Origin of the sequence: Sphaerisporangium rufum (genome assembly GCF_016863395.1) — a bacterium.
Lineage (GTDB): Bacteria > Actinomycetota > Actinomycetes > Streptosporangiales > Streptosporangiaceae > Sphaerisporangium > Sphaerisporangium rufum.
Map to the genome: position 1 here is coordinate 1 of NZ_BOOU01000056.1, position 14,340 is coordinate 14,340.

Sequence of the window (14,340 nt, forward strand, 5' to 3'; positions counted from 1 at the left end):
CACACGTCGTGCAGGGCGAACACCTCGCCGCCCCGGCGCACCAGCGCCACGGGCGTGCCGGCCACCTCGACGGCGGTCACGCCGCCGTCGGGGACGTCGGTGACCGAGCAGACCTTCACGAACGTCATCGCGCGAGCTCCGCCTCCACCGCGGCGAGCACGCGGTCGCGGATCTCCGGAACCTCGATCTTCTCCAGCAGCTGGGCGAAGTAGCCGCGCACGACCAGCCGGCGCGCCTCGTCGGCCGGGATGCCCCGGGCCTGCAGGTAGAAGATGTGCTCGTCGTCCAGCCGGCCGGACGCCGAGGCGTGCCCCGCGCCGGCGACCTCGCCGGTGAGGATCTCCAGGTTCGGCACCGAGTCGGCGCGGGCGCCGTCGGTGAGGATCAGGTTGCGGTTGAGCTCGTAGGTGTCGGTGCCGGTGGCCTCGACCCTGATGATCACATCGCCGATCCACACCGCGTGCGCCCCGTCGCCCTGCAGCGCGCCGCGGTAGTCGACGTTGCTGCGGCAGTCGGGCACGGTGTGGTCGACGAGCAGCCGGTGCTCCAGGTGCTGGCCGGCGTCGACGAAGTACAGGCCGGACAGGTCGGCGTCGCCGCCGCGCCCGGTGTAGGCCACCGACGGCGACAGGCGGACCAGGTCGCCGCCCAGGGTCACCACGAAGCCGCGGAAGGTCGCGTCCCGGCCGAGCCGCGCGTGGTGGTGCGAGACGTGCACCGCGTCGGCCGCCCAGTCCTGCAGGCTGACCACCTTGAGGGCGGCCCCGTCACCGACGACGAACTCGACGTTGTCGGCGTAGGTGGCGCTGCCCTGGTGGTCGAGGACCACCACGGCCTCGGCCATCGGCTCGACGGCGACCACGGTGTGGCCGTAGGCCGCGCCCGGCTGGGCGCCGCGCACGGTGATCACGGTCGGCCGGGAGGCCACCGCCTCCTTGGGCACCGTGACGACGGTGGCCTTCTCGAACGAGGCGTACGCCTGGGCGCTCACCCGGTCGGCGGGGACGAAGGACCGGCCGACGCGCGGGTCGTCGCGGCCGACGGTCTCCACCGAGACCTCCGGCGCGGCGTCCACCTCGACCAGCACGCCGCCGGTCGCCACGGCGCCGCCGTCGTGCAGGCCGCGCAGCCGCGACAGCGGGGTGAACCGCCACTCCTCCTCGCGGCCGGTGGGCACCGGGAAGTCCGCCAGGTCGTAGGAGCCCGTCGCGTCCAGGGTGGCGGCGCGGGGCTTGGAGTCGAGGCCCATGGTCAGCCCACCGCTCCTTCCATCTGCAGCTCGATCAGGCGGTTGAGCTCCAGGGCGTACTCCATCGGCAGCTCGCGGGCGATCGGCTCCACGAAGCCGCGCACGATCATCGCCATGGCCTCGTCCTCGTTCAGACCGCGGCTCATCAGGTAGAACAGCTGGTCGTCGGAGACCTTGGAGACCGTCGCCTCGTGCCCCATGGAGACGTCGTCCTCGCGGACGTCGACGTAGGGGTAGGTGTCGGAGCGGCTGATCTGGTCGATGAGCAGCGCGTCGCACTTGACGGTGGACGCCGAGCCGGCCGCGCCCTCCTCGATCTGGACCAGGCCGCGGTAGGAGGTGCGGCCGCCGCCGCGCGCCACCGACTTCGACACGATGGTCGAGGAGGTGTGCGGCGCCAGGTGCACCATCTTCGCGCCGGCGTCCTGGTGCTGGCCCTCGCCGGCGAAGGCCACGCTCAGCGTCTCGCCCTTGGCGTGCTCGCCCATCAGGTAGACGGCGGGGTACTTCATCGTGACCTTGGAGCCGATGTTGCCGTCGATCCACTCCATGGTCGCGCCCTCGTAGGCGACGGCGCGCTTGGTGACCAGGTTGTAGACGTTGTTCGACCAGTTCTGGATGGTCGTGTAGCGGCAGCGGGCGTTCTTCTTCACGATGATCTCCACGACCGCGCTGTGCAGCGAGTCGGAGGAGTAGATCGGCGCGGTGCAGCCCTCGACGTAGTGAACGTAGGAGTTCTCGTCGACGATGATCAGCGTCCGCTCGAACTGGCCCATGTTCTCGGTGTTGATCCGGAAGTAGGCCTGCAGCGGGATCTCGACGGTGACGTTCGGCGGCACGTAGATGAACGAGCCGCCCGACCACACCGAGCTGTTCAGCGCGGCGAACTTGTTGTCGCCGACCGGGATGACCGAGCCGAAGTACTCCTTGAACAGCTCGGGGTGCTCCTTGAGGCCGGTGTCGGTGTCGAGGAAGATGACGCCCTTCTCCTCGAGGTCCTCACGGATCTTGTGATAGACGACCTCGGACTCGTACTGGGCGGCGACGCCGGCGATCAGCCGCTGCTTCTCCGCCTCGGGGATGCCGAGCTTGTCGTAGGTGTTCTTGATGTCCGCCGGCAGATCGTCCCAGGACGCGGCCTGCTTCTCGGTGGACCGCACGAAGTACTTGATGTTGTCGAAGTCGATGCCGGTCAGGTCCGAGCCCCAGGAGGGCATGGGCTTCTTCCCGAAGAGCCGCAGGCCCTTCAGGCGCAGGTCGAGCATCCACTCCGGCTCGTTCTTCAGCCGGGAGATGTCGCGCACGACCTCCTCGGACAGGCCGCGGCGCGCCGTCGAACCGGCGACGTCGGGGTCGGCCCAGCCGAACTTGTAATTCCCGAGGCCGTCAAGCTCCGGGCGGTCGGTGACAGTCACCTTCCGGTCTCCTTGCTCGTCTCGATCGCTGTCTGCGAAGGGCTGATGGTCGCGCCCGGGGACGGGCCGGCCCGCTGGGCCGAAAGGGCGCGCGGGCTGACGTGGGTCGTGCAGACCCCGTCCCCGTGGGCGATGGTCGCCAGGCGCTGCACCGGGGTGCCGAGCAGCTCCCCGAACGCCTCGGTCTCGGCCTCGCACAGCTGGGGGAACTCGGCCGCCACGTGGGCGACCGGGCAGTGGTGCTGGCACAGCTGCTCGCCGCCGGACTTGGCCTCGCTGGCCGAGGCCGCGTAGCCGTCGGCGGTGAGCGCCTCGGCCAGCACGCGCACCCGCTGGTCGGCAGGCACCTCGCGCATCGCCGGGGCCAGCCGCCGGACCAGGCCAGTGACCTGTGACCGGGCGAAGTCGGCGACCGCCTGCTCGCCCGCGCGGGCGGCCAGGAAGCGCAGCGCGCTGCCGGCCAGGCCGTCGTAGGCGTGCTCGAAGGCGCTGCGCCCGGCATCGGTGATCACGAACAGCTTCGCGGGGCGGCCGCGGCCCCGCTGGCCGCGGGGCCGGACCGAGCGAGGCTCGATCATGCCCTCGGCGAGCAGCGCGTCCAGGTGGCGGCGCACGCCCGCCGGTGTCAGCCCGAGCCGCTCGCCCAGCGCGGCGGCGTTGATCGGGCCGTGCTCCAGGATCAGCCGGGCCACGCGGGCGCGCGTTCCGCGCTCCGCGCCCTTCTCGGCGTTCGTCATCCCGGTCACGTTTTTCACAACATCAGTGTGCCGTAATTCCTTCCCGCCGGACAACTTGAGTCGGGGTCACCCCGAATGTGGTTCGTCACGCAGGTAAGGCTTACCTAAGCTGGGGGAACGCGGCAGCCGGTGATCGTCAGGGGGCATCGGCGGGCGGATCCGGCCGCTGCGCGCGCACCAGCGCGTCACCGGCGGCAGTGCGATAGTAGAGCACCGAGCGGCCCGCGCGGCGCCGGTGCACCAGCCCGGCGTCCAGCAGCACTTTCAGGTGCCGGCCGACCGATCCGAGGCCCTGCCCGGTCAGCGCCACCAGATGGGTCGTGCTCAGCGGATCGGCCAGCAGCACCAGCACCGCCGCCCGGCCCGGGCCGAGCAGCCGGCCGAGCGCCGCCGGCGCCGGCCGGTCCGGATCGGCCAGCGCGCCCGCGCAGGGATACATGACGGCGAACCGCCCGTCCCGCGAGGAGACCCAGCCGCGACCCGCGGTGACCGGGACGAACAGCAGCCGGGCGCCGGCGAGGTCGCGAGGCGGGTAGTCGTAGGCGTTGATCTGCAGCCGGCCCTCCCCCAGCCAGCGCATGCCCGGCCGCATGCCGTCCAGCGCCGCCACCCAGCCCGCCCGGCCCGCCCGGCCGCTCCGCGCCACGATGTCGGCCTGCAGGATCCGGCGGCGGCGCGGCCAGTACGGCCGCACCGACTCCCGCCAGACCCGCTCCAGCAGCGCGGCGGCGCGCTCGGCGAGGTCGTCGCGGCACAGCGGCGCGGGCGGCGGGCCGCCGAGCGCCACCGCGAGGTCGGCTTGGACCTGCTCCGGCGGGCTCCGCCGGACCCGGGCGACCTCCGCCTCGAACGTCTCCTCCTCGCCGGTCGGCGTGGGGATGAGGAAGTCGGCGATCCACCGAGGGCGCAGTGCCGCCCGGAGCAGCAGCGCGGCCGGCGGGTCGGCGGCCAGCTCCGCCCGATGGGCGGGCAGGTGGGCGGCGAGCCAGCGGCGCTCGGCGGCGTTGGCGGGGGCGACCTTCTGCAGCAGGATGAGGCACGCGGTGACCTCCGCCAGCGGCGACGTCACGAACCGGCTGCCGGCCAGCGTGTCGGCGTTCACCCGCCACCACCCCATGCCGTCCCGCCTTTCCCCGTCCGCGGCCGGGCCCGCGTGGCCGTCCCCCGGCGGCTCCCGCCGCGGCGCCGGCCGCAGGCGGCGGCCACCGGCCGCGCGCACCGCGCCCCGGGGCCCGGAGGTCACCGGGCGTCCCGGGCGTTCCGGAGGTCCCGGACGTCCCGGGCGTCCCGTCGCGACACCGCCTCCCCTCGCGCCGTGGCCCGGCGTCGTCCCCGGAGGGAGTTTCGCATGCCGGCGAAACTTTAGCGCCCCGCCGCGGACACCGGCAGGCTGCGCGCATGCGCACCTACCGGGAACTGTTCGGCGCGCCGGAGTTCGCGCCGCTGTTCGCCACCGTCTCCCTCCAGATGGCCGCGAAGACGGTGAGCGGCCTGGCGGTCGGCACGCTCGTCTACGCGGCCACCGACTCGCCGCTGCTGGCCGCCCTCAGCATGTTCGGCTCCTCTTTCGGCCAGGTGATCGGCGCGGTCACCCTGCTGTCGGCCGCCGACCGGCTGCCGCCGCGTGCCACGCTGGCCGGCCTGGCGGTCGCCTTCGCCGCCGGCACCGCCCTGCTCGCCCTGCCCGGCCTGCCGGTCGGCGCGCTGCTCGCGGTGATCCTGGTGCTCGGCCTGGGCGCGTCGGTGGGCGGCGGGGTGCGTTACGGGCTGCTGGGCGAGATCCTGCCCCCGCAGGGCTACCTGCTCGGGCGTTCGGTGCTCAACATGTCGGTGGGCGCCATGCAGATCTGCGGGTTCGCGGCCGGCGCGCTGGTCATGGCGGTGCTGTCCCCGCGCGGCACGCTGCTGGCCGGCGCCGGGCTCTACCTCGCCGCGGCGGTGGTCGCCCGGGCCGGGCTGCGCGCCCGGCCGCCGCGCGCCACCGGCCGGCCGTCGGTGGCGGCGACCTGGCGGGCCAACCGCCTGCTGTGGTCCTCGCGGCTCCGCCGGCACGTGTTCCTGGCCCTGTGGGTGCCCAACGGGCTGATCGTGGGCTGCGAGGCGCTGTTCGTCCCGTACGCGGCGGGCCAGGCAGGCCTGCTGTTCGCCGCGGCGGCGGCCGGCATGCTGGCCGGGGACACGGTGCTCGGCCGCTTCGTGCCGCCGCACCGGCGGCCCCGGCTGGGTGTGCCGTTGCTCCTGCTGCTGGCCGGGCCGTACCTGATCTTCGCCTTCGGCCCGGCACCGGGGCTCGCCGCGGCGCTGGCCGCGCTGGCCTCCATGGGGTTCGCCGCCAGCCTGGTGCTGCAGGAACGGCTGCTGGCGCTGACGCCCGGCGAGGCGCACGGGCAGGCGCTGGGGCTGCACTCCTCCGGCCAGATGGGCATGCAGGCGGTCGCCGCCACGCTGGCCGGCACGGTGGCCCAGTTCACCTCGGCGCGGGCGGCCATCGTGGTGATGGCGGCGGCGTCCGCGGCGGTCACCCTGCTCCTCGTGCCGGGACTGCGGTCGGCCGCCACCCGGCCGGCCGGGCCGCCGGTGCCGGCCCGGCCCGGTGGCTGACGGACGGACGATCAGTGGGCGAGCAGGCCGAAGGCGGCGCCGAGCGGATCGGCCAGCACGGCGCGGCGGTCGCCGCCGCGGTCCTGCGGGGCGCGCAGCACGGTGGCGCCCGCCCGCTCGGCCGCCGCCGCGGTGGCGTCGCAGTCGGCGACGGTGAAGTGGACCAGCCAGCGGGCGCTCTCCCCGGCCGGCAGCACACCATCGGCCGGGCCCAGCCCGGCGACTGCCTGGCCGTCCAGCGACCAGCCGGCGGCCCGATCGGCGCGGTCGGCCCGTGCCGGCTCGGTGGTACCGCGCCCGCTCCAGCCGAACACCGCCGGGTAGAACGCCTCGGCACCGGCCGGATCGCGGGTGAGCAGCTCGAACCGGCCCGGCGCCACCGGCTCGTCCACCAGCTGGGCGCCGAAGTGCCGCCCGGCCTGCCAGACCATGAAGACCGCGCCCGCCGGATCCTCGAAGACCGCCATGGTCCCGTCGTCGAAGACCTGCATGGGACCGGTGCGCACCAGGCCGCCGGCCTCCTTGACCAGGCCGGCGATCGTCTCGGCGTCCTCGGTGGCCAGGTAGGTGTTCCACCCGGCCGCCGCGGGCGTGCCGAAGATGGCGCCGATGCCGGCGACCGGCTTGTCGCGCAGCCGGAACAGGCCGTAACCGCCGGCCTCCGGCCGCGGGTCGAACTCCGCGCGCCAGCCGAACAGCCGCTCGTAGAAGGCCACCGACGCGGCCACGTCAGGGCTGGCCAGGTCGGTCCAGCAGGGCACGCCGGGCCGGTGGCCGGTACGCGCGGGCATGCGGCGACTCCTCCCACGATCGACTCTCCACGATCGACGCCAGCCTCTCGCGTCCCGCCCGGCGGGCGCCGGCCGGCCGCGCGCCCTGGCCGGACGCGCGGCCAACCTTTACCTCCGCCCGACCGGCGGCCGGCGGCCCGGCGGCGGGAGCGCCGCCGCCGCTCCATAAACTCGACCCATGGACTCCCCAGCCGTGGCGCTCACCGAGCTGGTCAAGCGGTACGGCCGCACGGTGGCGGTCGACGGCCTCAGCCTCACCGCCGAGCGCGGCGCCGTCACCGCGATCCTCGGGCCCAACGGCGCGGGCAAGACCTCCACCGTCGAGATCTGCGAGGGTTTCCGGCGGGCCGACGGGGGCACCGTGCGCGTCCTCGGCCGCGACCCGGTCCGGCAGGCCGCCGAGCTGCGGCCCCGGGTGGGGGTGATGCTCCAGGCCGGCGGCGTCCCGCCGGCCGTGCGGGCCGGCGAGTGGCTGCGGCTGGTCGCCCGGTTCCACGCCCACCCGCTGGACCCGGGTGCGCTGCTGGACCGGCTGGGGCTGGCCGAGCACGCCCGCACGCCGTTCCGCCGGCTGTCCGGCGGCCAGCAGCAGCGCCTGTCGCTGGCGGCCGCGGTGATCGGCCGTCCGGAGCTGGTCTTCCTGGACGAGCCGACCGCCGGCCTGGATCCGCAGGCCCGGCACGCCTGCTGGGCGGTGGTCGAGGAGCTGCGCGCCCGCGGGGTGTCGACGGTGCTGACCACCCACCACATGGACGAGGCCGAGCGGCTGGCCGACAAGGTCGTGATCATCGACCGCGGCACCGTCGTCGCCGAGGGCACCCCCCGGTCGCTGACCGGCGCCGAGCGGCAGCTGCGGTTCCGCGCCCGCCCGGGGCTGGACCTGGACGAGCTGCTCACCGCCCTGCCGGTCGGCAGCACCGCCAAGGAGTCGCCGAGCGGCCACTACGTCGTGGAGGGCCACGTCGGCCCCGAACTGCTGGCCACCGTCACCGCCTGGTGCGCGGCCGAGGGGGTGACGGCCGACGACCTGAGCGTCGAGCGCCGCACCCTGGAGGACGTCTTCCTGGAGCTGACCGGCCGGGAGCTGCGATGAGCCGCCACCGTTCCCCCGCCAGCCCTCAGGCCCCGCCCGCGCCGCCGCGCGCCGGGGCCGCCCGACCGGAAGGGCCCACCCGGTGACCGCCCTGGACTTCACGCCGGCGCCCGGCGCGGCCCCGCTGTCCCGCATGGTGCGGGCCCAGGCGGGCGCCGAGATCCGCGCCGTGCTGCGCAACGGCGAGCAACTGCTGCTCACGCTGATCATCCCGGTGCTGGTGCTGGCCGGGTTCGCGGCGATCCCGCTGCTGGAGGTGCCCGGCCGGCGCGTCGACTTCATCGCCCCCGGCGTGCTGGCGCTGGCCGTCATGTCCACCGCGTTCACCGGCCAGGCGATCGCCACCGGGTTCGAGCGGCGCTACGGCGTGCTCAAGCGCCTCGGCGCCACGCCGCTGCCCCGGTCCGGGCTGCTGCTGGCCAAGACGCTGGCGGTGGTCGCGGTGGAGGCGCTGCAGATCGCGGTGCTGGCCGCGGTCGCGCTGGCCCTGGGCTGGCGGCCGCAGGGTGACCCGCTGTGGGCGCTGGTGCTGGTGCTGGCGGGCACGGCCGCCTTCAGCGGGCTGGCGCTGCTGATGGCCGGCACGCTGCGCGCCGAGGCCACCCTGGCGGCGGCGAACCTGGTCTACCTGGTGATGCTCGGCCTGGGCGGCGTCGTGGTGCCGGTGAGCGCCTTCCCGCACGCGCTGCGGGTGCTGGTCGAGCTGCTGCCGATCACCGCGCTGACCGGCGGGCTGCGCGCGGTGCTCGCGCACGGCGCCGGGCTGCCGGTCCGGGAACTGCTGGTGCTGCTCGCCTGGGCGGTGGCGACCATCGCGCTGGCCGCACGCACCTTCCGGTGGGAGTGACGGCGCCCCGCCGGGTCCGTCCCCCTGCCGCGCTCACCATCCGCTTTCTGCGCGCTCACCACGCCTCCTCCGCGTTCGTCCCGACCCGACCGTCCAGCTGATCGCACCGTGGTGCGAGCCGACCAGGAAGTTCCCCCATGACCGTGCGATCCCTGTCCGCCGCGATCCGGTCGACCGGCGGCGACGGCGCGCCCCCCGGTGACCGGCTCCGGGCGGCGGCCGGCGCGGTGCCCCCGTCCGGCCTGGTGATACTGGGGATCCTCTCGGTGCAGCTGGGCGCCGGGCTGGCCAAGAACCTGTTCACCCAGCTCCCGCCGAGCGCGGTGGTCGTGCTGCGCATCGCCACCGGGGCGCTGATCCTCGCCGCGGTGGCCCGGCCCCGGCTGCGCGGGTACTCCCGGCGCGACCTGGCCGTCGTCGCGGGGTACGGGCTGACGCTCGGCCTGATGAACCTGTCGTTCTACGAGGCGCTGGCCCGGATGCCGCTCGGCCTGTGCGTGACCGTCGAGTTCCTCGGCCCGCTCGCCGTCGCGGTGGCCGGCTCCCGCCGCCGCCGCGATCTGCTGTGGGTGGTGCTGGCCGGGGCGGGGGTCGTGCTGCTGGCGCCCTGGGGTGGCGGCGGTTCGGCGCCGAGCTGGGCCGGGCTGGCGTTCGCCGCGTTCGCCGGAGCCTGCTGGGCCGGGTACATCCTGCTGGCGTCCGCCGCCGGGGAGCGGTTCTCCGGGACGTCCTCGCTGTCCGTCGCCATGATCGTCGCGGCGCTGGTGGCCGCGCCGGCCGGGGTGGCGGCCGGCGGCGCAGCGCTGCTGGCGCCGGGGGCACTGCTGATCGGCGCCGGTGTGGGGCTGCTGTCCTCGGTGATCCCCTACAGCCTGGAGCTGGAGGCGCTGCGCCGGATGCCCAAGCGGGTGTTCGGCATCCTGATGAGCCTGGAGCCCGCCGCGGCCGCGCTGGTGGGCCTGCTGGTGCTCGGCGAGGTGCTGCGAATGCGCGAATGGGCGGCCATCGGCTGCGTGGTGGCCGCCTCGGTGGGCGCCACCCGCACGTCCTGACGGCGACCCACCGGACGCCGCCCCGCTTCGCCCCGCCGGCGCCCCCGCCGGGCCTCGCCGGCCGCCCTCGCTCCGCCCCGCTGCCGCCCTCGCTCCGTCTCTCCGGCCGCCCCCGCTCCGCGCCGCCGACCGCCCATACCGACCGCCCACGCCGCCCACGCCGACCGCTTTCGGTCCGCCGATCGCGGCCCGCGGACCTCGCGCGTCAGGGGACGCGTCCGCCGCCGCCACGGGTCGCGGCCCGGCGTACCCGCTGGCCGGTATGCCGCCGGTCCGGCTGGCCCGACCTCGCGGATGGAGGCCAGCGGCGATGACGCCGGGACGCGACGGCGGCATGGTGGAGGAAGAAAGCGGCTCTCCGGAGCCGGCGGCGAGAGACCCACTCCGGGTCCGGCCGGCTTCACCGGGCGACGCGCACGCGGCCACCGGCCGCGCGCCGGGCACCCGGGGAGGGCCCCGCGATCGAAGGATCGAGGTGGCGATCATGTGCCAGCACGAGATTCCCTGCCCGCCCGCGGACGCGCCCGACCACGACGCCGCGCGGCTGGTGGCGTTCCACCCCGAGCAGGGCTGGGGACTGCTCTGCAACGGCGTGGTCGTCTTCGAGGACGCCGGAGAGCTGCTGCCGGACGGGCGCAGCGTCCCCGCGCAGCGCACTCCGCTCGACCTGCCCGCCGGACGGCCCGGCCGCGACGCCGCCGTCCCGGTCCTGGCCGGCGCCACCTGATCCTTCCCCCGTCTTCCCCTCCCCCATCGGCGGGACCATCCCGGGGCGGCCACCTGAAACGGAGCCGACCACCGGGGCGGTCGCCCGGCCGGCCACCGGCCCCGCGCCACCTCCCCCGGCCGGCATCCGGCCACCCGCCGGCCGGCCATCACCTCCCGCGGCCGGGACCGGGCCGCCCCGCCCGGCCCGTACCAACCCCGCCGGCCCCCGCCGGCACGTCCCGCCACCCCCCGCCGGCCCTCGCCGGTACGCCCCACCTCGCCCCCGGGTCCCGGGGGCGGGCCTCCTCCGCCCGGCCCGTCCCCCTCCCCCGATCTGGACCGGACCTCCCGGCCGGTCCGCCCTGCTCGCCGGGCGCGGCGACGCTCCCCTCGCCGCCGCGCCCGGCCCGCCCGGCCCGCCCCCGCCGGGCGTTCTGCCGCCTCGACGCCACCGCCGGCGGCCGGGCGGGCCAGGTCAGCCGGCCGGGGCCATGGTGACGGTGTGGGTGGAGGTGTAGAAATGCCGCGCGGCCTTTCCCTGCTCGCGCGGGCCCTGGCTGGAGTCCTTCTCACCGCCGAACGGCAGGTAGAAGTCCACCCCGCTGGTCGGGGCGTTCACCTTGACCAGGCCGGTGGCCAGCCGCTCGGACACCTCCAGCGCGCGGTCCAGGTCCCGGGTGTACACCGCCGAGACCAGGCCGTAGCGGACGCCGTCGGCCAGCGCCACCGCCTCCGGCACCGAACCGGCGTCCTGCACCAGGCAGATCGGGCCGAACACCTCGTCGCAGGCGAGCAGGTGCCCGTCCGGGACGGTGTCCACCACGGTCGGCGCGGCGAACCAGCCGGCCCGGTCCAGCACCTCGCCGCCGGCCAGCACCCGGCCGCCGGTGGTGGCGGTGACCACCCGGTCCCGGGCGGCCTCCTCGATCAGCGGGCCGACGGCGGTGCCCGGGTCGGCCGGGTCGCCCACGCCGAGCTTGGCGGTCGCGGCGACCAGTGCCTCGCGCACCTCGGCACCGTTGCCCACGGCGATCACCCGCTTGGTGGCGGTGCACTTCTGCCCGGCGAAGCCGAACGCGGCGGCGGCGATCTGCGCGGCGGCCGCCTCCAGGTTCGCGTCCGGCAGCACGATGGCCGGGTTCTGGCCGCCCATCTCGGCCTGCACCGGGACGCCCCGGCGGGTGGCGGCGAGCGCGACCTTCGCGCCCACCGCCGCCGAACCGGTGAAGGAAACAACGTTGGCCGCCTCGACCAGTGCCGCGCCCTCCTCGGCGTCCCCGGCCACCACCCGCAGCACGCCATCGGGCAGCCCGAGCAGCTCGGCCAGCCGCAGCGCGCAGCCGACCGCCTGCGGGGCCGGCTTGAGCACGACCGTGTTGCCGAACGCCAGCGCGGGCGCGGCCTTCCACAGCGGGATCGCCAGCGGGAAGTTCCACGGGGTGATCAGGCCGGCCACCCCGCGCGGGCGGCGGCGCGTGTAGGCCAGCCCGCGGCCGGAGGGCTCGTGCACGGCCCCCACCGGGTCGTAGACCTGCTGGGCGTAGTAACGCAGGATGGCCACCGAGCGGGCGACCTCGCCCCTGGCCTCGGTGACCGGCTTGCCCACCTCGCGGACGACCAGCCCGGCCAGCTCGTCTGCCGCGCCGGCGACCGCGTCGGCCGCGGCCGACAGCGCGGCCGAGCGCTCGGCGGCGTTGCGCGCCGCCCAGTCCCGGTGCGCCTCCCGGGCGCGGGCGGCCGCGGCGGCGACCCCCGCGGCGCCGGCGGCGGGGACGGCGGCGACCACGTCGGCCGGGTTCTGCGGGGACCTGCTCTCCACGACACTCATCGGTGAGACCTTCCGGCAGCATGAACGATATTCCGGTACATGAAAAGGTAGTCCATGTGGCGGACCAGTGGGCGGCAGGGCCCGGCCGGCGGGCCGCTGCACCCGGGGCACGGCCGGCGGGCCGGGCACCCGGGGCACGGTCGGGACCGCGGCCCCCGCCGCCTAGCATGTGTGCCGTGACCGAAGCAGAACAGCACGCCGGCCGGCCCTCGGGTTCCCCGCTCGACCGGGCGCGGAGCCTGGGCTCCCGCCTGCTCCGGTCCGCCTGGGATCCGACCCCCGGGTCGCTGCGCCGCTGGGCGCTGGCGAGCGTGGTGGCCAACGTCGGCATCGCCGTCACCGGGGCCGCCGTCCGGCTGACCGGCTCGGGCCTCGGCTGCCCGACCTGGCCGCGCTGCACGCCGGGCAGCTTCGTGCCCGCCGCGCACCCCGAGCACTCCCCGGTCAAGATGGCCATCGAGTTCGGCAACCGGCTGCTGGCCTTCGTGGTGCTGGCCGTCGCGGTGGGCTGCGTGGTGGCGGTGCTGCGCATGGTGCCGCGCCGCCGCGGCCTGGTGCGGATCGCGATGATCCAGCCGGTCGGGGTCGCCGTGCAGGCGGTGTGGGGCGGCCTGGTGGTGCGCACCCTGCTGAACCCGGTGACGGTCAGCGTGCACTTCCTGCTCTCGATCGGCATGATCGCCGCGGCGTTCGCCCTGTACGCCCGGTCCGGCGAGGGCGACGCGCCGCCGCGCCGGCTGGTGCACCGCGACATCCGCACGCTCGGCTTCGTGCTGACCGCCGCCATGTTCGTCCTGCTGGTGGTGGGCGTCGTGGTGACGGGCACCGGCCCGCACTCCGGCGACGAGGCCGCCTCCCGCTTCGACCTCGACATCGAGACGGTCGCCCGCGTCCACGCCGACCTGGTGTGGGTGGTGCTGGGCATGACGTTCGCCCTGCTGTTCGCGCTGCACGTCAGCGACTCGCCCGGGCGGGCCCGGCGCGGCGCGCTGGTGCTGCTCGGGGTGGAGCTAGGCCAGGGGGTCATCGGCTTCGTGCAGTACTTCCTCGCCGTGCCGGCGCTGCTGGTCGGGATGCACGTCCTGGGCGCCGGGCTGGTGTGGGTGGCCACGCTGCGGGTGGTCTTCCTGATGCGCTCGCGCGGCCCGGTGCCCGCGGCGGCCGGCGACGCCGTCCTGGGAAATCCGGCGGACGCGCCGCGAACGCCGGCCGATCCGACGGAGGCGGCGGACGCGGCGGATCCGCCGAACCCGGTGCGCCCGCTGGGCGTCTGAGAGGGCATGCCCTCGATTCCACTGCCGCACCGCTGGTCCCGCCGGGCCCGGCGGCGCGCCTTCCAGGCGGCCGTCGCGCTGAGCGTGCTGGCGCTGGCCCCGATGACCTGGGCGTGGCTGGCGAGCTCCGGCCACCGCCGTATCGCGTGGACCGGCCCGGAGTGGGCGCGGGCCGTGCCGGCGGCCCCGGTCGGGCTGGTGCTCGGCGCCGGACTGTGGCACGGCGTCCCGACGCCGATGCTGGCCGCCCGGCTGGACGTCGCCGCGGCCCTGTTCCGGGCGGGCCGGGTGCGGGTGCTGCTGCTGTCGGGGGACAACGGCCGGCCCGGGTACGACGAGCCGACGGTGATGCGTGACCACCTGGTGCGCCGCGGGGTGCCCGCGCGGGCGATGGTGCTGGACTATGCCGGTTTCGACACCTGGGATTCGTGCGTGCGGGCGCGCGACGTGTTCGGGGCACGCCGCGTCACCGTGATCACCCAGGCCTTCCACCTGCCCCGGGCCGTGACGCTCTGCCGCACCGCCGGCCTGGACGCCTTCGGGGTCGGAGACGACTCGGCCGCCCGGTGGCCGGTGCAGACCTGGGTGTACGCGCTGCGGGAGTTCGGCGCGAACGCCAAGGCCGTGCTGGACGCGGTGCTGCTCGATTCACCGGCCCGGTTCCCCGGGCCGCGGGAGACGGCGCTGGAGCGGGCCCTGCGCGCCGGCCGGTGACCGCCGGGCACGGCGAAGCCCGGGCGGGAGG

13 protein-coding genes are annotated in these 14,340 nt (G+C 75.9%); 7 read left to right on the forward strand and 6 right to left on the reverse strand.

The window, feature by feature from the left end; genetic code table 11:
- Nucleotides 1–124 precede the first annotated feature (124 nt).
- The 4 genes from sufD to Sru01_RS21075 all read right to left on the reverse strand — a co-directional run bounded on the left by sufD (nucleotide 125) and on the right by Sru01_RS21075 (nucleotide 4,644).
- Nucleotides 125–1,249 carry a Fe-S cluster assembly protein SufD gene (gene sufD, locus Sru01_RS21060; protein ID WP_203989120.1) on the reverse strand — a complete coding sequence of 375 codons (1,125 nt, stop codon included), beginning with the start codon at nucleotides 1,247–1,249 and terminating at the stop codon, nucleotides 125–127.
- A gap of 2 nt (nucleotides 1,250–1,251) precedes the next feature.
- Complete coding sequence (gene sufB, locus Sru01_RS21065) at nucleotides 1,252–2,664, reverse strand: Fe-S cluster assembly protein SufB (protein ID WP_203989122.1); 1,413 nt, start codon at nucleotides 2,662–2,664, stop codon at nucleotides 1,252–1,254.
- A complete protein-coding gene (locus Sru01_RS21070) occupies nucleotides 2,661–3,401 on the reverse strand; it encodes a helix-turn-helix transcriptional regulator (RefSeq protein ID WP_203989124.1) in 741 nt (246 codons plus the stop codon). The genes sufB and Sru01_RS21070 overlap by 4 nt, the downstream gene beginning before the upstream one ends.
- A 136-nt stretch (nucleotides 3,402–3,537) precedes the next feature.
- Entirely contained in the window at nucleotides 3,538–4,644 is a 1,107-nt protein-coding gene (locus Sru01_RS21075) for an ArsR/SmtB family transcription factor (RefSeq protein WP_239137619.1), read from the reverse strand.
- Nucleotides 4,645–4,799: 155 nt separating this feature from the next.
- Between Sru01_RS21075 and Sru01_RS21080 the strand changes: the two genes are divergently transcribed.
- Nucleotides 4,800–6,002, forward strand: coding sequence for an MFS transporter (locus Sru01_RS21080; RefSeq protein ID WP_203989126.1), 1,203 nt, complete (start codon nucleotides 4,800–4,802; stop codon nucleotides 6,000–6,002).
- 11 nt (nucleotides 6,003–6,013) lie between these two features.
- Here Sru01_RS21080 and Sru01_RS21085 read toward each other — a convergent pair whose 3' ends face one another.
- Entirely contained in the window at nucleotides 6,014–6,793 is a 780-nt protein-coding gene (locus Sru01_RS21085; RefSeq protein ID WP_203989127.1) for a VOC family protein, read from the reverse strand.
- A gap of 178 nt (nucleotides 6,794–6,971) precedes the next feature.
- On the opposite strand from Sru01_RS21085, the gene Sru01_RS21090 reads away from it, so the two are divergent.
- The 4 genes from Sru01_RS21090 (at nucleotide 6,972) to Sru01_RS21105 (ending at nucleotide 10,512) form a co-directional block, all read left to right on the forward strand.
- Nucleotides 6,972–7,886, forward strand: a complete 915-nt coding sequence (locus Sru01_RS21090) for an ABC transporter ATP-binding protein (protein WP_203989129.1) — start codon at nucleotides 6,972–6,974, stop codon at nucleotides 7,884–7,886.
- 133 nt (nucleotides 7,887–8,019) lie between these two features.
- A complete protein-coding gene (locus tag Sru01_RS21095) occupies nucleotides 8,020–8,733 on the forward strand; it encodes an ABC transporter permease (RefSeq protein ID WP_203989206.1) in 714 nt (237 codons plus the stop codon).
- Nucleotides 8,734–8,870: 137 nt separating this feature from the next.
- Nucleotides 8,871–9,785, forward strand: coding sequence for an EamA family transporter (locus Sru01_RS21100; protein ID WP_203989131.1), 915 nt, complete (start codon nucleotides 8,871–8,873; stop codon nucleotides 9,783–9,785).
- Between the two features lie 484 nt (nucleotides 9,786–10,269).
- Complete coding sequence (locus tag Sru01_RS21105) at nucleotides 10,270–10,512, forward strand: DUF5999 family protein (protein WP_203989133.1); 243 nt, start codon at nucleotides 10,270–10,272, stop codon at nucleotides 10,510–10,512.
- Nucleotides 10,513–10,968: 456 nt separating this feature from the next.
- Here the strand turns inward: Sru01_RS21105 and Sru01_RS21110 are convergent, their stop codons facing one another.
- Complete coding sequence (locus Sru01_RS21110) at nucleotides 10,969–12,321, reverse strand: aldehyde dehydrogenase family protein (protein ID WP_203989135.1); 1,353 nt, start codon at nucleotides 12,319–12,321, stop codon at nucleotides 10,969–10,971.
- Between the two features lie 167 nt (nucleotides 12,322–12,488).
- Here Sru01_RS21110 and Sru01_RS21115 point away from each other — a divergent pair, with 167 nt between their 5' ends.
- Together Sru01_RS21115 and Sru01_RS21120 are read left to right on the forward strand one after the other, a co-directional pair.
- Nucleotides 12,489–13,595: a COX15/CtaA family protein gene (locus Sru01_RS21115; RefSeq protein ID WP_203989137.1), complete on the forward strand. Its 1,107-nt coding sequence runs from the start codon at nucleotides 12,489–12,491 to the stop codon at nucleotides 13,593–13,595.
- Nucleotides 13,596–13,601: 6 nt separating this feature from the next.
- Nucleotides 13,602–14,309 (forward strand): SanA/YdcF family protein, encoded by a 708-nt coding sequence (locus Sru01_RS21120; protein WP_203989139.1) that lies wholly within the window; start codon nucleotides 13,602–13,604, stop codon nucleotides 14,307–14,309.
- Nucleotides 14,310–14,340: the final 31 nt, after the last annotated feature.